Source organism: Prescottella equi, from assembly GCF_020171745.1.
GTDB classification, from domain to species: domain Bacteria; phylum Actinomycetota; class Actinomycetes; order Mycobacteriales; family Mycobacteriaceae; genus Prescottella; species Prescottella equi_A.
In genome coordinates this window covers 46,412-65,322 of the sequence record NZ_JAIVAH010000006.1, presented here as the reverse complement: position 1 = coordinate 65,322, position 18,911 = coordinate 46,412, and the positions used below count along the sequence as shown (strand labels likewise).

Here is an 18,911-nt window from a genome sequence, read left to right as displayed (position 1 = left end):
CGCTAAGGCGAACGGGGCCCCGATTCGTATCCAGCGGAGCGGCGGATCAGTCAGTACGCGGACGTCGGTGCGCGTGCAGGTCGGAAGAGAAGCGGGGCAGCGGGACTCATGGACAACGTCGATAGCGCCACCTCGGAATCAGCCCTCACGAGCCTGCTCGATCGGACGTCGGAGATCGCGGCGTCCGCGGCCAGGGCGGATCTGGTGGATCGTCTCGCCGTGGTCCGGCGCCGCGTCGTCGACCCGCGGTTCCGCGTCGTCGTGGTCGGTCAGTTGAAACAGGGCAAGAGTCAGTTCGTGAACTCGCTGCTCAATCTGTCGGTGTGCTCGGTGGGCGACGACGAGACCACCGCGGTGCCGACGGTGGTGCAGAACGCCGAGCACGCGTCCGCGGAACTGGTCCTCGCCGAGCCCGGTGGCGAGACGCGCCGGGTGGACGTGCCACTCACGGAACTGGATTCGGTGACGCCGTCGACCCCGCTCGCTCAGGGCCGCGAGGTGCTGCGGCTCGAGGTGAACGCGCCCAGCCCGCTGCTCGCGGACGGGCTCGTGTTCGTCGACACTCCCGGCGTGGGTGGTCACGGAAACCCGCACGCGGCAGCCACTCTGGGGCTGCTGCCGGGAGCCGACGCGGTGCTCGTGCTCTCCGACGCCAGTCAGGAGTTCACCGAACCGGAGATGGCGTTCCTGCGGCAGGTTACGGGTTTGTGCCCCGCGGTGGCGTGCCTTATCACCAAGACCGACCTGTACCCGCACTGGCGGCGGATCGTCGACGCGGACGCCGAGCACCTGACCCGCGCGGGAATCGACGTCCCGCTGCTGCCGATCTCGTCGCTGCTGCGCTCGCACGCACTGCGCCTCGACGACCAGTCGCTGCACGACGAGTCCGGGTTCGCGGCACTGTACGACTTCCTCCGGGAACGGGTCATCGACCACGCGGCGGGCGGACTGCGCCGGGCCGTCTCCCTCGACGTCCACTCCGTCGTCGAACACCTCATGCTCTCGCTGGGCAGCGAGCTTGCGGCGCTGCGCGATCCGGCGAAGGGGGCCGCGGCCGTCGCCGAGTTGCAGCGCGCGAAGGCCGTCACCGAGGAACTGCAGAAGAAGACGTCGCGTTGGCAGCAGACGCTCGCCGACGGCGTCGCCGATCTCGCGTCGGACATCGATCACGATCTGCGCGATCGGCTGCGGCAGGTGACGCGGGAAGCCGAACGCGCCGTGGACGAGTGCGATCCCGGCAAGGAATGGGACGAGCTGGGGGAGTGGCTCGAACAGCAGATTGCGCAGTCGGTGGGCGACAACTTCGTGTGGGCGCACGAGCGCGCGCTGTGGTTGGCGGAGGTGGTGGCCGAGCACTTCGCCGACGCGGGCACCGTCGAGCTTCCGCACCTGGACGTCGGCGACCTCGACAGCGTGCTCGATCCGGTGGTCGCACTGTCGGACCTCGAGTCGGGTCGCATCGGCATCGCCCAGAAGGTGCTGGTCGGCATGCGCGGCTCGTACGGCGGCGTGCTGATGTTCGGTCTCATCACGACGCTGATGGGCATGACGCTGCTCAACCCCGTGTCGGTGGGTGCCGGTGTTCTGCTCGGCACCAAGGCCTATCGCGACGACCGGGAGACCCGGGTGGTGAAACGGCGCGCCGACGCCAAGGTCGCGATCCGGCGCTTCACCGATGACGTGAGCTTCCAGGTGGGCAAGGAGTCCAAGGACCGGTTGCGGCTGATCCAGCGCCTGCTGCGTGACCACTTCACGGCCATCGCGGAGCAGACGCTGCGTTCGCTCGCGGACTCGTTGCGGGCCGCTCAGGAGGCGGCGAAGGTCGAGTCGACCGAGCGCACCCGGCGCACCGGTGAGGTGGAGCGGCAGATGGCCGCTCTCGGGACGTTGAAGGGCCGTGCGGCGCAGCTGTTCCCGGTCGAGGCCACCGCGAACGAGGAGCTGTCCGCGTGACCGCCGCGATGACGCTGGGCCGGGCCCGGGATCTGATCGCGGCCGCCAAGGTCGCGTACTCCGACAACTTCGAGGCGCGCGCCCAGTTGGCCGAGTGCGCGGCCCGGCTCGAGGAGCCGCTGCGGATCGCGCTGGCCGGATCGCTCAAGGCCGGCAAGTCGACCCTGCTCAACGCGTTCGTCGGGCAGGACATCGCCCCCACCGACGCGACCGAGTGCACGCGGGTCGTCACGTGGTACCGCAGCGGCACCACTCCGGCGGTCACCGCCCGGTACGACGGCGACGCATCGGCCAACGTGACGGTGCGGCGGCACGAGGGACGGCTGACGTTCGACCTCGGCGACCTCACCGCGGACCGCGTCGACCGCCTGGACGTGGAGTGGCCGGCCAGTGCGCTGGCACAGACCACGGTCATCGACACCCCGGGCACGTCGTCGCTGTCGAAGGATGTCTCTGCCCGCACGTTTCGGATGCTCACCCCGGAGAACGCGGTGTCCGGGGCCGACGCCGTGGTGTACCTGCTGCGCAGCCTCAGCGCGTCCGACGTCCAGTTCCTGGGTCGGATCGGCGCGCACGTGGGCGGCGAGTCGGGGCCGCTCGGGGTGGTCGGTGTGGTCTCCCGTGCCGACGAGGTGGGGGCCGGCCGGGCCGACGCGATGATGTCGGCGCAGGAGGTCGCGGCGCGGTTCACCGACGAACTCGAGCTCACCGGGCTGTGTCAGGCCGTGGTGCCGGTCGCCGGGTTGCTGGCGCTGGGCGCGCGCACGTTGCGGCAGAGCGAGTTCGCGGCGTTCGAGGCGCTCGCCCGGGTGCCCGACGCCGACCTACAGCTGGCGATGCTCTCCGCCGACCGCTTCTGCCGGGACGACGCCGCGCTGCCCGTCGACGAGGCGATGCGACGTCAGCTGGCAGACCGGTTCGGGCTCTTCGGAATTCGGCTCGCGATCATGCTCGTCCGGCTCGGCGTGAGTGATTCGCCGAGTCTCGCAGCCGAACTGGTCGCGCGCAGCGGACTCGACGAACTCCGGCAGGTGATCGACGTGCAGTTCGGCCAGCGCGCCGAGCAGTTGAAGACGCACTCCGCTCTGGTCGCGCTCGAACGGGTGCTCACCGCGCATCCGACGGACGCGACGGCGCGCCTGCTCGACGAGGTCGGACGCCTGCTTGCCGACGTCCACGGGTTCCAGGAACTGCGGATGCTGGGACGGCTGCGCAGCGCCGAGACCGGGCTTTCCGCAGAGGATCTCACCGAACTGCAGCGGCTCATCGGCGGTTTCGGCATCGATCCGGCACAGCGTCTCGGACTGGGGGCGGACGCGTCGATCGAGGACGGCCGGGAGGCCGGGCTCACCGCGGTGCGCAAGTGGCGCGAGCGGGCCGCGCACCCGCTCGTCGACCAGTTCACCGCGCGGGCGTGCCGCGTCGCGGCCCGCAGCGCCGAGGGCGTGCTGGCCGATCTCGGTGGTACCGGCGGCGCCGGTGGGTACGGCGGTGCGATGCGCCTCGACCTCGACACCGGGTCGGTGCGGGTGACGCCGGCCTAGCTACTGCTCGTCGAGCGGCCGCAGAAAGTGCCCGGCGATGTCGAGCGCGGGACCGGAACTCTCGCCCGAGACCACCAGCACCGCGAACGCGACGGTGCCGCGGATCCCGACGAACCAGCCGTGGGAGTGCTTGCCGTCGCCGAACTCCGCGGTACCGGTCTTGCCCATCAGCCCGGAGATGTCGGAGAGGCTCGTGGCGGTGCCGCTCCGGACGGCCTCGGTCATCATGGCTTTCAGATCCCGCACGTGCGCCGGGTCCAGCTTGTCAGGCTCGTGGTCGGCGGTGGTGGTCTCGCCGCCGATGAACTGCGGCAGCGGGGCGCTGCCGCGGGCGATCGCCGCCGCCACCATCGCCATGCCGAACGGGCTCGCCAGGTTCTCGCCCTGGCCGATCGCCGCCTCGACCCGCTTCGCGGGGGTGTCCGCGGACGGCACCGAACCGGTGACGGTCGTCAGCCCCGGCATCACGTAGTCGACGCCCAGACCGAACTCGCGCGCCTGATTCTGTAGGGCGTCGGCAGGCAGACCGACCGCGAGCCGGCCCATCGTCGTGTTGCACGAGTGCGCGAACGCGGTGTGCAGCGGGACCCGGCCCAGATCGAACTCGTCCTCGTTGGGGATCACGCGCCCCTCGATGTTCGCGGTGCCCGGGCAGTCCACGACGCTGTCCGCATTCACGGCGCCGCTGCGCAGCGCCGCCATCGTCGTGACGGTCTTGAACGTCGACCCCGGCGGGTAGAGGCCGGTGAGGGCGATCGGGCCGGACCGGTCGGCGGTCGCGTTCTGCGCCACCGCGAGCACCTGGCCGTTGCCGGAATCGAGGGCGACCAGCGCGGCCGCGCGGGGTTCGGTGTCCACCGCCCGCTGGGCCAGATACTGCATCCGGGGATCGAGCGTCGTGCGCATCGCCGTCCCGTCCGGCGGATCGCCGCCGGCGAGGGTGCCGGTCACACCGCCGTCGGCGTCGACGGCCTGCACCCGCCAGCCCGCCGAATCCTTCTGTCGCGCCTCCCACGTCGCCCGCAGCCCGGCCACGACCGGGGACGTCATCTCCCGATCGACGGTGAGTAGCCGCAGCTGGTCGGACAGGTGGATGCCGGGAATCCGTTCGAGTTCGGCGCGGATCGGTTCGACGTCCTCCTGCCGCAGCGTCACCAGGTTGACCCGCTCGTCCGGCTTCGCCGGCTGACCGGTCTTCGGCGGCGCGAGTTCGAATCCGGGCACGGCCTTCGCCAGCAGCGCCGTCAGCCGGGTGCGGACCGCGGGGACGAGCGCGCTCGATTCGACGTCGACCACTGTGACCGTCCGCGGTTCCATCAGCGCCATGCCGTTGGCGTCCAGCACGGCCCGGGTGTCGGTGACCGGCGTGTACTGCAGCGCCTGGTCGCCGCGGAGTCGTTCGTTGACCACGGCCGCCGACCAGGCGACGCGCCGGGACCCGTCGGCGCTCGTGAGCGGCACCGTCGTCGAATAGCTCCACGTGCGGCCGCTGCCGAAGTCCCAGTCGGCGCGGTACGTGAACGCGGAGTCGTCGGCGTGCTCGACCGTGAAGTCGGCGTCGGCCTGCTCGCCGAGGCCGTCGAACGTGCGGAATAGCACGTCGCTCGCGCCGTCCGGATCGTCGGTGAGTGCCGCGGCCGCGGCGACGTCGGCGTCGCCCAGGGCGCCGACGAACCTCTTCGCCACCTTCTCACCGGAGTCCGGTCCGCCCAGCACCCCGCACGACGTCAGCGTCACCACCGCCGCGAGCACCAGCGCGCCGCGCTTCCACCTGACCGGGTTCGTCCCGACGGGGGCCATCGTCACTCCGCTCGTTCGACTGCGATACCGAATGGCAGCGAAGCATCGATCCGGCGGGCCAGTCCAATATGCTATCGGGGTGAGCGCAATACTCGATAAGTATAAGAGCAGTTCAGAGTCGTAATGAACCTGCTTCTGCATCTCGAGTTCTTCATCGCCGTGGCCGAGGAACAGCACTTCGGCCGCGCCGCCGCGCGCCTCGGGATGACGCAACCGCCGCTCAGTCAGGGCGTGAAGAAACTCGAGCGCGAACTCGGCGTCACGCTGTTCCACCGGGGATCGAAGGGCGTCGTGCTCACCGCGAGCGGGCAGGCGCTGCTGCCCGACGCGATCGACCTGGTCCGCCAGGCCCGACGGTTCACCGACACCGCGCGACGTCGCCGTGTCCAGGACCGCACGCTCCGGGTCGGGGTGATGCCGAAGGTGCCGACCGCGCTCGTCGCGGATCTCGCCGCCACCATCCGAACGTTCGACGAACCGGCGCGCGTCGAGGTGAGCATCGCCCCCAGCACCGACCTGGTGGACCAGTTGGCCGCCGGCGCGCTCGATCTCGGGGTCATCGAGCACCCCGCGCTGGTGGACCCGCTCACCGGCACCGACGTCGTGCCGCTGCCGTTGACCCTGTTGGTGCCCGCGTCGCATCCGGCCGCCGGGCACCACCCGTGCGGACTGTCCCGGCTCAGGGACCTGCGGTTCGCGTCGCCGCCCCGCTCGGACGGCCCGGCCGCGTACGACCTGCTGGACGACGCGTTCGCCCGCGTCGGCGCCGATCTCGACGTCGTCAACGCTCCCGACGACCGATGGGCGCTCGCACTCGTCGCGGCCGGGCAGGCGTTCGCGCTCACCGCGGACAGGGGCCTCGCCGCGCCCGGCGTGGCGCGGGTCCGTCCGGACGACGACTCGATCCGACTGCGCCTGCGCTGTCTGCGGTCGTCGTCCGCGGACGTGCCGGACGGCGTGCTCGACGCGGTCGCCGACCGGATCGCCGCGTACGCGGCGGACGGGGAGGGGGCGTCGTGACCGGGACGAGTCGCGTCTCGGACGTGTTCGCCGACGCCGCCGTCCGCGGATGGATGCACGCGATCCCCGTGGGGGACGGGCGCGCCGAGGTCGCGGTGGCCGCCGACGACCCGGTGGTGATGGCTTCGGTGTACAAATTGCCGCTCGTCGTCACGTTCTGCCGCCTCGTCGAGGCCGGTGACCTCGACCCGCGGCAACAGGTGACGCTCGACCCGTCTACCCGCACCACCGGACCGACCGGCGTCTCGCAGATGTCGGATCCGGTGCGAATGTCGCTGCGTGACATGGCGCGGTCCATGATGGCGATGTCCGACAACGCCGCCGCCGACGAACTGCTCCGGCGCGTCGGTGTCGATCGGGTGAACGAGACCATGCGGTCACTCGGGCTGTCGTCGACGCGGATCATCGGTGGCACGTCGGAGATTCTCGAGTCACTGGTGGCCGACACCGGCACGCGGTCGCCCGCCGAGGCGTTCGCGGCGATCGGCGACAATGACAGTCTCGTCTTCCCCAGTGGATACGACCCGGTGTTGTCGAGCGCGACCACGCCGCGCGACATGACCACGCTGCTGTCGGCGGTGTGGACCGGCGCGGTGCTGTCCGCGGATCAGACGGCGTTCGTGCGCGCGGTGATGGCGAGTCAGGTGTTCACCGCGCGACTGCGGTCGGGATTCCCGTTCGCGGACGTCGTGGTCGCCGGCAAGACCGGAACGCTCGGTGCGGTTCGAAACGAGGTGGGCGTCATCGAATTTCCCGACGGCGACGCCTTCGCGGTCGCGGTGTTCACCCGCGCGGCGCGTGCGGATGCGTTGTTGCCCAGGGCCGATGCGGCGATCGGCCTCGCCGCCCGCACCGCGATCGCGGAACTACGACGGCGAGGCTGATCCGGCCGTTCCGTCGGTTCCGTGCAGCACTTCCGTGGGTCCGCAATACTCGAGGGAGGCGTCGGTGCTCCGACGTCACGAGGATCGAGGAGGTCCTTCGTGCTGCTCCGATTACCGGGTGTTTACCGACCACAAGCGGACAGTTTCCTTCTGGCGCAGGCGCTGCGCGCGGAACGTATCGGACCGAGGACGCGGGTCCTGGACCTGTGCTCGGGCACCGGTGTGCTGAGCGCGCAGGCCGCCGACGCGGGCGCCGAGAACATCACGGCCGTCGACATCGGGCGCAGGGCTCTGATGAACACCCGGATGAATCTGTGGCTCAGACGCACTCGGGTGCGTGTCGCTCGCGGTGATCTCACCGCGCCGGTACGGGACGAACAGTTCGATCTGGTGGTGTCGAATCCGCCGTATGTTCCGGCGGCGAGTGACCGAGTGCCGGCCAGCGGTGTGGCGCGCTGCTGGGATGCGGGGCGCAACGGCCGATCGCTGTTGGACCGGATCTGTGTCGAGGTCCCGGAGATCCTCTCCCCGAGCGGGGTGCTGCTGTTGATGCAGTCCGCGCTCGCGGACGTGGGGAAGACCCACGTGATGCTCGAGGAGCAGGGGCTGGAAGTGGAAGTCGTTCGTACCGAGGAAATACCGTTCGGTCCGGTCACGATCGGGCGCCGTGACATGTTGCTCCGCCGGGGACTCATCGACGCCGGGCAGGACCACGAACGTTTGGTCGTCCTCAGGGCGGGACGTCCGGGAAGGGCGGAACATGACTGATGTCGTCGACCCCGATGTGGTGGTCACCGTGTGTCCCGACGGGCCGCTGCTCGTACGCGGTCCGGTGGCACTCGTCGACGGTGCGGGAGCTCCGATCGCGAACGAGCGAGCCACAATTGCGTTGTGCCGCTGCGGTCGTACGGCCCGGCCGCCGTTCTGTGACAGCTCCCACAAGCGGAAGAAGATCTCGAGGTCCTGAATCCCGGCCTGCGTCAACTCGAGTCGGGCAAACGTTCTCGAGTGGATCCGAGTCGGGGCGTCCCGGTGAATCATTCACAGATCTGTCCACAGGTGTGAGTAGTCGGCTTCGGGTTCGTTCCGGAGACGCGCTGTCCGGCAGAACAGTCCGTCTGCAGTCATGATGAAGGTCCGGCCGGAAACCTTGCGAACGACGAACAGACGGAAACGAGGTGGAGATCTGATGACGACTCGAGAAACAGGAAGTCGCGCCGAGTCCGACCGAAAGACGTTGAACGCGATCGCCGCGAGTCTCGACGCGATGATCGGGAGCGGAGAGAACGTCGAGAACGCGAGAGTCTCGCGCACCGTGTTGCGGCGTGACTTCGGCCTGGTGCACAAGTTCCTGACGGCATACGACATCGGGCAACCGGGTCTCGTCGACGCGGACGAGTTCGATCGACTGGTGGCGCAGTACACGTAGCCGATCCCCACACGAACGGAGGAACGAGACGAATGACCCCACAGGAGAAGAAGGACCGTGTCCCCGCTCAGGAGGACGCTCAATCGGATCCGGGCGGACGCGACACGTGGGCAGAGGAAGGCGGGGCGACGACACGCGGGCCGGCGACCGACACCGACTCGGACGCCGGACACGACTGATCGGACGACCGATGCCGATGCCGATACCCGAACCGCGCGGTCCCGTCAGTGCCGCGCTCGTCGCGGTGCTGACGGGGGCCGACGAACCGGCCGTCGTGAACACCGTGGCCCGCGGGTACCGGGCGGAGCCGGTGGGTGACGTGCTCACCGACGACGACGCCCAGCTGGCCCTGACGCTGCTGTACGAACTGCATCTGCACGGCGTGGACGGCGCGGACGACGGACTCGAGTGGGCGCCGGAGCTGATCGCGGCTCGCGCCGAGCTGGAGGCGCCGTTCGAGGCCGCCGTTTGCGACCTCGTCCGCCCCCGAGTGGAGAAGGTCGACTCGTCCGACGTCGTGTCGGCGCTGTGGGAGATGACCGCGCCCACCGCCGGTCCCGGGTTGTCGGGCTTCATGGCAGCGGAGGCGACCGAAAGCCAGTTCCGGGAGTTGCTGATCCACCGATCGCTCAACCAGCTCCGTGAGGCCGACGTCCACACGCTCGGGATCCCGCGGCTCGCAGGTCATCCGAAGGCGGCGCTCGTCGAGGTGCAGGCCGACGAGTACGGCGGCGGGCGGTTGGAGCGGATGCACTCGCAGCTGTTCGCGACGACGATGCGCGAGCTCGGACTGTCCGACACGTACGCCAATTACCTCGACGACGTTCCCGCGGTGACGTTGGCGTCGCTCAATGTGCTGTCACTCTTCGGGCTGCACCGCCGGCTGCGGGCCGCGCTCGCCGGGCACCTGTGCGCGGTGGAGACCACGTCGGCGCTGCCGAGCAAGAAGTACGCCGCCGGGCTGCGCCGTCTGGGTTTCGGCGTCGCGGCCACCCGGTTCTTCGACGAGCACGTCGAGGCCGACTCGGTGCACGAGCAGATCGTCGTCCGCGATCTCGCGGGCGGGCTCGTCGAGCAGCGGCCGGACTGCGTCGGCGACGTGTTGCTCGGTGCCGCGGCGTGCCTGGCATTCGACGACCTGGTCGGCGACCACATGGCCGATGCGTGGGGTCGCGGCGCCAGTTCGCTGCGGGTCCGCGGGGGTTGAGAACGCCCCGCTCGGGCCTTCTTTACCGCTCGAGCCTGCGTAGCGCCGACAGTGCCGCGTTGTGCCCGCCCATCCCGTGCACGCCGCCGCCCGGCGGTGTCGATGCGGAACAGATATAGACGCCCGGAATGCCCGTCGCGTACGGATCGAGCGCGATGCGGGGGCGCGAGAGCATCTGCACCGGATCGTTGGCACCCGACGCGATGTCGCCGCCCACGTAATTGGGGTTGTACCGGGGCATCTCCACGGCCGACCGGGCGAAGGTGCCGACGATCCGCTCGCGTAGGCCGGGCGCGAACCGCTCGAGCTGCCGCAGGATCGCCTCGGTCGCGTCCCCGGTGTAGCCGTGAGGAACGTGCGCGTACGCCCACACCGGGTGCACGTCGCCCGACGAGCGCGAAGGGTCGGCCAGGTACTGCTGGGCGACCAGGACGAACGGACGCTCCGGCATCCGGCCGCGGTGTACGTCCCGTTCGGCGGCGGTGATTTCCTCGAGCGTGCCGCCCACGTGCACGGTGCCGGCCCGCCGGCATGCCGGGTCGCGCCACGGGACACCGCCCTGCACCGCCAGGTCCAGCTTGAACGCGGCCGGGCCGTACCGGTAGCGGCGGTACGCCCGCGCGACCCGGCCGGGCAGGCGGTCCCCGGCCAGGTCGGCGACACCGGTGGGGGACAGGTCGAGCATCGTGACGTCGGCGCGGGGCAGCTCGCCCAGTGAGCGCACTCGGCGGCCGGTCTCGATCCGCCCGCCGTGCGCCCGCAGCAGCGACGCCAGCGCGTCGGTGATCGCCCGCGAGCCGCCCTTCGCGACCGGCCAGCCGTAGCGGTGCCCGGCGCCGAGCATCAGCAGCCCGGCGGCCGCCGTCGTCGGGCGGGTGAGCGGGTAGTAGGCGTGCGCGGCCACCCCGGCGAACAGCGCCCGGGCCTGATCGGTGTGCCAGCGCCGGGCCGTGAGCGTCGCGGGCGCGAGCGCACCGATCCCGAAGTGGGCCAGCGTGACCGGATGCCGGGGCACATGGGCCATCGGCCGCAGCACTTCGGCGGCGATGTCGTCGAACCGTTCGGCGATCGGGCCGAACAGCCGAGACCACGCCCGGCCGTCGGGGCCCAGGCGCCCGGCCGTCTGTTCGAGGGAGCGTACGAACACGCCCGCGACCGCGTCGTCGAGCGGGTGCGCCAGATCGATCTCCGGGTAGCACCATTCGAGGCCGTGCGCGGTGAGATCGAGCGAGCGGAAGAACGGTGAGGCGACGCCCATCGGGTGCACCGCGGAGCAGTCGTCGTGCAGCAGACCCGGTGCGAGACGCTCGGTGGTGCGGGTGCCGCCGCCGATCGCGTCGGCGGCCTCGTAGACGGTGACGCGGACCCCGCGCAGCGCGAGCGTGACCGCCGCGGCCAGTCCGTTGGGCCCGGCGCCGACGACGACGGCGTCGGTCATCGGACCGCCGCGGCCCTGCCGCGGAGCCACGCCGACACGGACCCGGTGAAGAGCGGTGCGGTGCCGACGACGACCAGTCCGGCCTGCAGCAGGGGCGCCCAGGTGAGGGCGTGCAGTGCGAGGTCGCCGGCATCGGAGAGCACGCTCCACGAGGTCACCGCCGCGGCGACGGTGAGGACGGCGACGACCGTGAGCCATACGCGCCCGCGCCCGGAGCGCAGGCGGAGGATCCCGAGCAACGCCGCGAGGACCAGCAGCAGGCCGACACCGCCGACGCCGAGGACGGTGAGTCCCGCGACGGACTCGATCGTCGAATCGTCGGCCGTCGGGTTCCGGGAGGCGAGCCCGGAGTCGAGGGCGCCGACGACGGCGTCGTACTCGAACCCGAGGACGCCCGCCACCACCGTGAAGGCGGCGAAGGACAGGCCCCATGCCGTGACCGCCGCGCGCAGACTCGGCGGCGCGGCACCCGGATCGTCCTCGCGGACGTGCAGTGGCGCGACGACCACGTCCGGGCGGGGCGGTCGGGGGCGATGCGCAGTCGCCTCGGGTTCGCCGGTGGTGTCCACGTCCGAATCGTATCCAGCGCGCCTGCGGAATCGGGGAGATCTGCACCGTGCGAAGAGCCGCGGGAACAAACCGGAACCGCGGCCCGTTGAGCCTATCGAGAACCTGAGTGTGAGTGACTCAAGTTTGGAATTGACTTCGACCGGGGTCGGATGCAAACTTGAGCCGGATACGCTCACCCGAGGTTCATCGGATCAGTGTAAAGAACAGAAACTGCAGCTCACGAAGCTGCAAAGAGGGAAGTGAGGGATCACTATGGCTCGTGCGGTCGGAATCGACCTCGGGACCACCAACTCGGTCGTGTCTGTGCTCGAAGGCGGCGAAGCTGTAGTGGTCGCCAACTCCGAGGGCGCGCGCACCACCCCGTCCGTCGTGGCCTTCGCCAAGAACGGTGAAGTGCTCGTCGGTCAGCCCGCCAAGAACCAGGCGGTCACCAACGTCGACCGCACCATCCGCTCGGTCAAGCGCCACATCGGCACCGACTGGACCACCTCGATCGACGACAAGAACTACACGCCGCAGGAGATCAGCGCCCGCACGCTGATGAAGCTCAAGCGTGACGCCGAGGCGTACCTCGGTGAGGAGATCACCGACGCCGTCATCACCGTCCCCGCGTACTTCGAGGACGCGCAGCGCCAGGCCACCAAGGAAGCCGGACAGATCGCGGGCCTGAACGTCCTGCGCATCGTCAACGAGCCCACCGCGGCCGCGCTCGCGTACGGCCTCGACAAGGGTGAGAAGGAACAGACCATCCTGGTCTTCGACCTCGGTGGCGGCACCTTCGACGTGTCCCTGCTCGAGATCGGCGACGGCGTCGTCGAGGTCCGCGCGACCTCCGGTGACAACCACCTCGGTGGCGACGACTGGGACGAGCGCGTCGTGTCGTGGCTCGTCGAGAAGTTCAAGGCGCAGAACGGCATCGACCTCACCAAGGACAAGATGGCCCTGCAGCGTCTGCGTGAGGCCGCGGAGAAGGCGAAGATCGAGCTGTCCAGCTCGCAGAGCACCTCCATCAACCTGCCGTACATCACGGTCGACGCGGACAAGAACCCGTTGTTCCTCGACGAGCAGCTCACCCGCAGCGAGTTCCAGAAGATCACCTCCGATCTGCTGGACCGCACCCGCGCGCCGTTCCAGGCCGTGGTCAAGGACTCGGGCATCGCCGTCAAGGACATCGACCACGTCGTGCTCGTCGGTGGCTCCACCCGTATGCCGGCCGTCTCCGACCTGGTTCGTGAGCTCACCGGTGGCCGTGAGCCCAACAAGGGCGTGAACCCGGACGAGGTCGTCGCCGTCGGCGCTGCCCTCCAGGCCGGCGTCCTCAAGGGTGAGGTCAAGGACGTCCTGCTGCTCGACGTCACCCCGCTGTCCCTCGGTATCGAGACCAAGGGTGGCGTGATGACCAAGCTCATCGAGCGCAACACCACGATCCCGACCAAGCGCTCCGAGACCTTCACCACGGCGGACGACAACCAGCCGTCGGTGCAGATCCAGGTGTTCCAGGGCGAGCGCGAGATCGCCTCGCACAACAAGCTCCTCGGATCGTTCGAGCTGTCCGGCATCCCGCCGGCCCCGCGCGGCGTGCCGCAGATCGAGGTCACCTTCGACATCGACGCCAACGGCATCGTGCACGTGACCGCGAAGGACAAGGGCACGGGCAAGGAGAACACGATCAAGATCCAGGACGGCTCCGGTCTGTCCAAGGACGAGATCGATCGCATGATCAAGGACGCTGAGGCGCACGCGGAGGAGGACAAGAACCGCCGCGAGGAGGCCGAGGTCCGCAACCAGGCCGATTCGCTGGTGCACCAGACCGAGAAGTTCATCAAGGACAACGAGGACAAGGTGCCCGCCGACGTCAAGGAGAAGGTCGAGGCCGCGATCACCGAGGTCAAGACCGCTCTCGCCGGCGCCGACATCGCCACCGTCAAGGCTGCGGTGGAGAAGCTGTCCACCGAGTCGCAGGCCCTGGGTCAGGCGATCTACGACGCGCAGGCCGCTGACGCAGCCACGTCCGGCGACGGCCAGGCCCAGGACGGCGACGTCGTCGATGCCGAGGTCGTCGACGAGCCGACCGATCAGGACAAGAAGTGACCGCCGAAAACCCCGAGCGTGAACCGGTGACGACCGACGACCAGGTCGTCGACGCCGCCGACACCGCAGCCCCGGCCGCCTCTTCGGAGGCGGCCGAGGCCGGCGCGCCGGAGGCCGACGAGCTGAGCACCCTCACCGCCGAACTCGAGAAGGCCAGCACCGAGCTGGGCTACGCGAAGGCGGAGATCGCCAACATCCGCCGCAACGCCCTGGCCCGGATCGATCGGGCCGTCGAGGACGAGCGGGTGTCGGTGGTGTCGAAGTTCCTCGACCTCGTCGACGACCTCGATCGGGCGCGCGCCCACGGCGACCTGGAGACGGGTCCGCTGAAGGCGCTGTCGGACAAGCTCTCCGGCGTGCTCGACGGACTCGGCCTGGCCGGGTTCGGCGAGGAGGGCGACGCCTTCTCCGCGGATCTGCACGAGGCCGTGCAGATGGAGGGCGACGGCGACAACCCCGTGCTCGGGGCAGTGCTGCGCAAGGGTTACCGCCTGGGCGACCGGGTTCTCCGGACGGCGATGGTCACCGTCACCGACGGCGAGCCTGCCGCCGATGCGGCAGCCGAGTAGATAGACAGACAACAGTGGAAGGAGGAGGCGCTCAGTGAGCCAACGGGAGTGGATCGAGAAGGACTTCTACAAGGAACTGGGCGTCTCCTCTGACGCGTCCGCCGACGACATCAAGAAGGCGTACCGGAAGCTGGCGCGGGATCTGCACCCCGATGCCAATCCCGGTGACACCAAGGCGGAAGAGCGGTTCAAGGCGGTCAGCGAGGCCAACGCGGTTCTCTCCGATCCCGCCAAGAAGAAGGAATACGACGAGGCCCGTCGCCTGTTCGCGAGCGGCGGCTTCGGCCCCGGCGCCGGGTATTCCACCGGTGGTGGTGGATTCGGTGGCGGCGGCTTCGACATCAACGACCTGTTCGGCGGCGGTGCCGCCGGCGGTGACGGCGGGCTCGGCGACATCTTCGGTGGCCTGTTCAACCGCGGCGGCGGCGGTGGTCGTTCGACCAGCACCCGCCCGCGCCGCGGCAGCGACGTCGAGACCGAGACCACGCTCGAGTTCCGCGAGGCCGCGCAGGGCGTGACCGTCCCGCTGCGGCTGACCAGCCCGTCGGCCTGCACCACCTGCCACGGCAGCGGCGCCAAGCCGGGCACCAGCCCGCGAGTGTGCCCGCGCTGCAACGGCACCGGCGTCGTGAGCCGCAACCAGGGTGCGTTCGGATTCAGTGAGCCGTGCGACGACTGCCGCGGCACCGGATCGATCATCGACGACCCGTGCAGCGACTGCCACGGCAACGGCGTCACCAACCGGACCCGCACCATCACCGTCCGTGTCCCCTCCGGGGTGAGCGACGGGCAGAAGATCCGTCTCGCCGGTCAGGGCGAGGCCGGACTGCGCGGCGCGCCGTCCGGCGACCTGTACGTCACCGTGCACGTCCGTCCCGACAAGGTGTTCGGACGCAACGGCGACGACCTGACGCTCGTGGTCCCGGTGAGCTACGGCGAACTGGTGCTCGGCACCACGCTGTCGGTTCCGACGCTGGACGGCCGTGTGGGCGTGAAGGTTCCGGCCGGTACCGCGGACGGACGAATTCTCAGGGTGCGAGGGCGCGGTGTGCCCAAGCGCGGCGGAGGCGCCGGGGATCTGCTCGTCACCGTGAAGGTGGCGGTTCCGCAGAAGCTCGACGATCCCGCCACCGAAGCCCTCCAGGCGTACCTGGAAGCGGAGAAGGCCAGCGGATTCGATCCGCGGGCAGGATGGGCCGGGGCCTGAGACGGGCTCCGAACCGATCGGACAGGTGAACCATCATGAGCGACAAACCACGCAAGACGTCGGAGGTCCCAGCGGACCCCGATGCGCGGGTGTTCGTCATCTCGGTGGCCGCCGAACTGGCTGGCATGCACGCGCAGACGCTGCGCAACTACGACCGGCTCGGACTGGTCACCCCGCACCGCACCACGGGAGGCGGGCGCCGGTACTCGCCGCGGGACGTGGCGCTGCTGCGTGAAGTGCAGCGCCTGTCCCAGGACGAGGGCGTCAACCTGGCCGGCATCAAACGCATCATCGAACTGACCAACCAGGTCGAGGCGCTGCAGAGCCGCCTCGACGAGATGGCTGCCGAGATCGCGCGGGTCCACGCGAGCTACCGGCGCGAGCTCGTCCCCATTCCGCGCAGCAGCGCGCTGGTCGTCTGGAAGCCGCGCAACCAGCGCTGACCTTCGGTCTCGAACGCCTCGAACGGGAATCCACGGCACACCTTCCGCCCGGAAGCGTGCCGTGGATTCCCGTTCGTCGTCTCACACGGGGGCACCGGCGTCGCGCAGGACCCGAGTGACCTGGGCGATCAGGGTCGCCCGGCCGTGGATCAACTGCCTGGCCTTCACCAGCATCACCTGCCACCCGGCGGCCTCGCGCGCGTTCCAGCGTTCGACGTTGGAGTGCGACGGGAAGTGTCGACGAAACTCGCGCTCGAGTATTCCTGTGGATAGCGCCGGAGCTGTGGACAACTCCGCGGCCGACCGCCGAACGGGAGTTGACGGTACGTCTTCGGCCCCGAAGTGTGTCGCACCTTCCCGCTAGCCGCTTTCCCGCCCCGTGGGGCTTCCGGTTGACGTTACCTGTGTCACACCCATATGCTCGTTATCAATCAAGTGCTTGGTGAATCAAGCAAGTGCTTGATGGGAAGTGCTCGGTCGGTGAGACGGTGCAGTTCGACGTGTCGGGGCGTCTGCTGTGCCACTACCGGATTTCCAGGTAGGGCCGCTTGCGGTCGCCGGCCGGGCATTTCTGCGTCCCATGACGCCAAGCGAGCGCTTGGTTTTGTACGTAGCGGGTGTCCTAGGAGGGCAGTCATGAAGAGTCGGCGTCCAGTTTTCGTCGCGGCAGTTGCCGCGTCGGTCTTGACGATTGCCGGGTGTGGAAGTGCGGATTCTGCCGAGACCGGCGGCGCCGATCAGCCGTACCGCGTGCTCGTCACCGGCGGCATCAGTGCGCAGGGTGTCCTCAAGGCCAACGCGGACACGTCGATCCTGGCGACCAAGGCCGGCGTCGAGGTGCAGAACCAGGCCGGTGGCATCGGCGGCCGCAAGATCGAGCTGACCGTCGTCGACGACGCCGGCGACGCGACGATCGCGGTCACCAAGGTGCGCGAGGCGATCAACAAGCAGAAGCCGGACCTGGTCCTCAACTCCGGTCCGTCGTCCGTGGGCGCGGCCGTCCTGCCGATCCTCAAGCAGAACAAGATTCTCTCGTTCAACGTTGCGCCGACGCAGGATTCGACGGATCCGTCGAAGTTCCCGCTCAACTTCGACCTCGCGCCCGGTGCCGCCGACAACGCTCGCGGCATCGTCGGCCACGCGAAGGAGAAGGGCTACGACAGCATCGGCGTCATCCACGGCAGCACCGCCTACGGTGAGCTGTTCGGCAAGGAGATGACTACCGCACTCGAGTCGGCAGGTCTGAAGCAGGCCGGCAACGAGGAGTACGAAGCCACCGCCCTCGACATGACCGCGCAGCTGCAGGCCCTGAAGAATGCCGGTGCCAAGGCCCTCGCGGTCGACGCCTACGGCGCTCCGCTCGGCTACCTCCTGCAGAGCATGCAGCGACTGGGCTGGGACGTTCCGCTGATCGGCAACACCTCGGTGGCCAGCACCAGCCTCGTCGCGAACGAGCCGCCGAACGGTGTCCTGGGCACCCCTGAGGTCAAGAACCTTGTCGCGCAGGTCTTCACGAGCACCGTCTACGACCCGAACAACGCGGCCGTGAACCAGATGGTCGACACGATGGCTTCTCTGGGCACCATCCCGTCGACGCTGATCATCGCCGACAACTACGACGCGTTCCCGCTCGTCGCCGCGGCCGCCGAGAAGGCCGGTACCACCACCGACGCCGAGAAGCTGGCGCAGGCGCTCGAGACCGAAGAGGTCCAGAAGAACGCCGCGACCGCCTTCCTGTCGCGCTACAACTTCACCGCAGACAACCACGGTCCCAACCCGGACCAGGACGAGATGAAGTTCATCGCGCCGACCAAGGTCGTCAACGGCCAGTTCGGTAACCCGGCGGCATGATCTCCCTGATCAACGCCCACTACACGACGCGAAGGAGGTTCTCGCAGTGACGATTCTGTGGTCGGGGCTCGCCCTCGGCGCTGTCTACGTGCTCGTTGCCATCGGGTACAACATCGTGTTCGTCTCGTCGAACACCTTCAACTTCGCACAGGCGCAGTTGATGATGGTCGGCACGTTCGTCGCTTACACGGGTCTGGTGACCCTGAAGCTTCCCGTGCTGGTGGTGGCCGTCATGGCCACCGTGACAGTGATGATCCTCGCGGCTGTCGAGGAGATGGTCGCCATCAGACCGGTCGCTGACCACCAGAACCAACTCGTCACCACATTGGGCGCGGCGACGCTGCTCAACGGCGCGACGCAGTTGATCTGGGGCAGCGAGCCGCTCACGGTTCCGTTCTTCGGGTCCAACGACCCGATCACCCTTCTCGGTGGCCGCACCTACCCGGTCGAGATCGCGCTGCTCGTGCTGTCGATCGTGCTCGTGATCGCACTGGGCCAGCTCAGCAAGCGGACCATGACGGGTCTGGCCCTGATGGGTGTCTCGGAGGATCGCGAGGCCGCGATGCTGCGTGGCGTGAACGTGCGTCGAATCGCGATGGGCGCGTTCGCATTCTCCGGTGCGCTCGCCGGCGTCCTCGGACTGTTCGTCGGTCCCAAGACGTTCGCGGTCGCGACGCTCGGTGCCGCACTGGCGCTCAAGGGCTTCGTGGCGCTGGCCATCGGTGGATTCGGTTCGCTGCCGGGTGCTCTGATCGGTGGTCTGACCGTCGGCCTGGTGGAATCGTTCACCGCGCTCTGGTTCGGTAGCCAGTACAGCAACATCGCGGTCTTCACGGTGTTGATCGTCATCCTGATGGTCAAGCCGGCCGGATTGTTCGGCACGGTGAAAGAACGGGTGGTGTAGC

At 69.3% G+C, this 18,911-nt stretch carries 19 protein-coding genes; 15 read left to right on the top strand and 4 right to left on the bottom strand.

Annotation, left to right across the window (positions count from 1 at the left end; all coding sequences use genetic code 11):
- Nucleotides 1–108: 108 nt before the first annotated feature.
- Both LCL87_RS04840 and LCL87_RS04835 read left to right on the top strand, forming a co-directional pair.
- Nucleotides 109–1,953, top strand: a complete 1,845-nt coding sequence (locus tag LCL87_RS04840; RefSeq protein ID WP_225017247.1) for a dynamin family protein — start codon at nucleotides 109–111, stop codon at nucleotides 1,951–1,953.
- Between the two features lie 8 nt (nucleotides 1,954–1,961).
- Nucleotides 1,962–3,497 carry a dynamin family protein gene (locus LCL87_RS04835; RefSeq protein WP_225017347.1) on the top strand — a complete coding sequence of 512 codons (1,536 nt, stop codon included), beginning with the start codon at nucleotides 1,962–1,964 and terminating at the stop codon, nucleotides 3,495–3,497.
- On the opposite strand, the gene LCL87_RS04830 is transcribed toward LCL87_RS04835, so the two are convergent.
- Entirely contained in the window at nucleotides 3,498–5,297 is a 1,800-nt protein-coding gene (locus tag LCL87_RS04830) for a penicillin-binding transpeptidase domain-containing protein (protein WP_225017245.1), read from the bottom strand.
- A gap of 123 nt (nucleotides 5,298–5,420) precedes the next feature.
- Here LCL87_RS04830 and LCL87_RS04825 point away from each other — a divergent pair, with 123 nt between their 5' ends.
- From LCL87_RS04825 to LCL87_RS04795, 7 genes are all read left to right on the top strand, one after another.
- Complete coding sequence (locus tag LCL87_RS04825) at nucleotides 5,421–6,317, top strand: LysR family transcriptional regulator (RefSeq protein ID WP_225017243.1); 897 nt, start codon at nucleotides 5,421–5,423, stop codon at nucleotides 6,315–6,317.
- Nucleotides 6,314–7,201 (top strand): serine hydrolase, encoded by an 888-nt coding sequence (locus LCL87_RS04820; RefSeq protein ID WP_225017241.1) that lies wholly within the window; start codon nucleotides 6,314–6,316, stop codon nucleotides 7,199–7,201. Before LCL87_RS04825 ends, LCL87_RS04820 begins: the two co-directional genes overlap by 4 nt.
- Before the next feature lie 99 nt (nucleotides 7,202–7,300).
- On the top strand, nucleotides 7,301–7,969 hold the full coding sequence (locus LCL87_RS04815) for a HemK2/MTQ2 family protein methyltransferase (RefSeq protein ID WP_225017239.1): 669 nt from the start codon (nucleotides 7,301–7,303) through the stop codon (nucleotides 7,967–7,969).
- Nucleotides 7,962–8,168, top strand: a complete 207-nt coding sequence (locus tag LCL87_RS04810) for a CDGSH iron-sulfur domain-containing protein (RefSeq protein WP_225017237.1) — start codon at nucleotides 7,962–7,964, stop codon at nucleotides 8,166–8,168. The genes LCL87_RS04815 and LCL87_RS04810 overlap by 8 nt, the downstream gene beginning before the upstream one ends.
- 222 nt (nucleotides 8,169–8,390) lie before the next feature.
- Entirely contained in the window at nucleotides 8,391–8,630 is a 240-nt protein-coding gene (locus tag LCL87_RS04805; RefSeq protein WP_225017230.1) for a hypothetical protein, read from the top strand.
- Nucleotides 8,631–8,662: 32 nt separating this feature from the next.
- Nucleotides 8,663–8,809 carry a hypothetical protein gene (locus tag LCL87_RS04800; protein WP_225017228.1) on the top strand — a complete coding sequence of 49 codons (147 nt, stop codon included), beginning with the start codon at nucleotides 8,663–8,665 and terminating at the stop codon, nucleotides 8,807–8,809.
- Between the two features lie 17 nt (nucleotides 8,810–8,826).
- Complete coding sequence (locus LCL87_RS04795; RefSeq protein WP_225017226.1) at nucleotides 8,827–9,837, top strand: iron-containing redox enzyme family protein; 1,011 nt, start codon at nucleotides 8,827–8,829, stop codon at nucleotides 9,835–9,837.
- Nucleotides 9,838–9,859: 22 nt separating this feature from the next.
- Here LCL87_RS04795 and LCL87_RS04790 read toward each other — a convergent pair whose 3' ends face one another.
- Nucleotides 9,860–11,275 (bottom strand): phytoene desaturase family protein, encoded by a 1,416-nt coding sequence (locus LCL87_RS04790; protein ID WP_225017224.1) that lies wholly within the window; start codon nucleotides 11,273–11,275, stop codon nucleotides 9,860–9,862.
- Nucleotides 11,272–11,844 carry a hypothetical protein gene (locus LCL87_RS04785; RefSeq protein WP_225017222.1) on the bottom strand — a complete coding sequence of 191 codons (573 nt, stop codon included), beginning with the start codon at nucleotides 11,842–11,844 and terminating at the stop codon, nucleotides 11,272–11,274. The genes LCL87_RS04790 and LCL87_RS04785 overlap by 4 nt, the downstream gene beginning before the upstream one ends.
- Before the next feature lie 253 nt (nucleotides 11,845–12,097).
- Between LCL87_RS04785 and dnaK the strand changes: the two genes are divergently transcribed.
- From dnaK to LCL87_RS04765, 4 genes are read left to right on the top strand one after another with little or no spacing between them, the layout of a single operon-like run.
- Nucleotides 12,098–13,936: a molecular chaperone DnaK gene (gene dnaK, locus LCL87_RS04780; RefSeq protein WP_225017220.1), complete on the top strand. Its 1,839-nt coding sequence runs from the start codon at nucleotides 12,098–12,100 to the stop codon at nucleotides 13,934–13,936.
- A complete protein-coding gene (gene grpE / locus LCL87_RS04775) occupies nucleotides 13,933–14,505 on the top strand; it encodes a nucleotide exchange factor GrpE (RefSeq protein WP_225017218.1) in 573 nt (190 codons plus the stop codon). Before dnaK ends, grpE begins: the two co-directional genes overlap by 4 nt.
- Before the next feature lie 34 nt (nucleotides 14,506–14,539).
- Entirely contained in the window at nucleotides 14,540–15,712 is a 1,173-nt protein-coding gene (gene dnaJ, locus LCL87_RS04770; RefSeq protein ID WP_225017217.1) for a molecular chaperone DnaJ, read from the top strand.
- A gap of 35 nt (nucleotides 15,713–15,747) precedes the next feature.
- Nucleotides 15,748–16,155 (top strand): heat shock protein transcriptional repressor HspR, encoded by a 408-nt coding sequence (locus LCL87_RS04765; RefSeq protein ID WP_225017214.1) that lies wholly within the window; start codon nucleotides 15,748–15,750, stop codon nucleotides 16,153–16,155.
- An 81-nt stretch (nucleotides 16,156–16,236) separates the two neighbouring features.
- Here the strand turns inward: LCL87_RS04765 and LCL87_RS04760 are convergent, their stop codons facing one another.
- Complete coding sequence (locus LCL87_RS04760; RefSeq protein WP_225017212.1) at nucleotides 16,237–16,446, bottom strand: hypothetical protein; 210 nt, start codon at nucleotides 16,444–16,446, stop codon at nucleotides 16,237–16,239.
- A gap of 345 nt (nucleotides 16,447–16,791) precedes the next feature.
- Here LCL87_RS04760 and LCL87_RS04755 point away from each other — a divergent pair, with 345 nt between their 5' ends.
- Nucleotides 16,792–18,006: an ABC transporter substrate-binding protein gene (locus LCL87_RS04755; protein WP_225017210.1), complete on the top strand. Its 1,215-nt coding sequence runs from the start codon at nucleotides 16,792–16,794 to the stop codon at nucleotides 18,004–18,006.
- A gap of 46 nt (nucleotides 18,007–18,052) precedes the next feature.
- Nucleotides 18,053–18,910 (top strand): branched-chain amino acid ABC transporter permease, encoded by an 858-nt coding sequence (locus tag LCL87_RS04750; protein WP_225017208.1) that lies wholly within the window; start codon nucleotides 18,053–18,055, stop codon nucleotides 18,908–18,910.
- Nucleotide 18,911 lies beyond the last annotated feature (1 nt).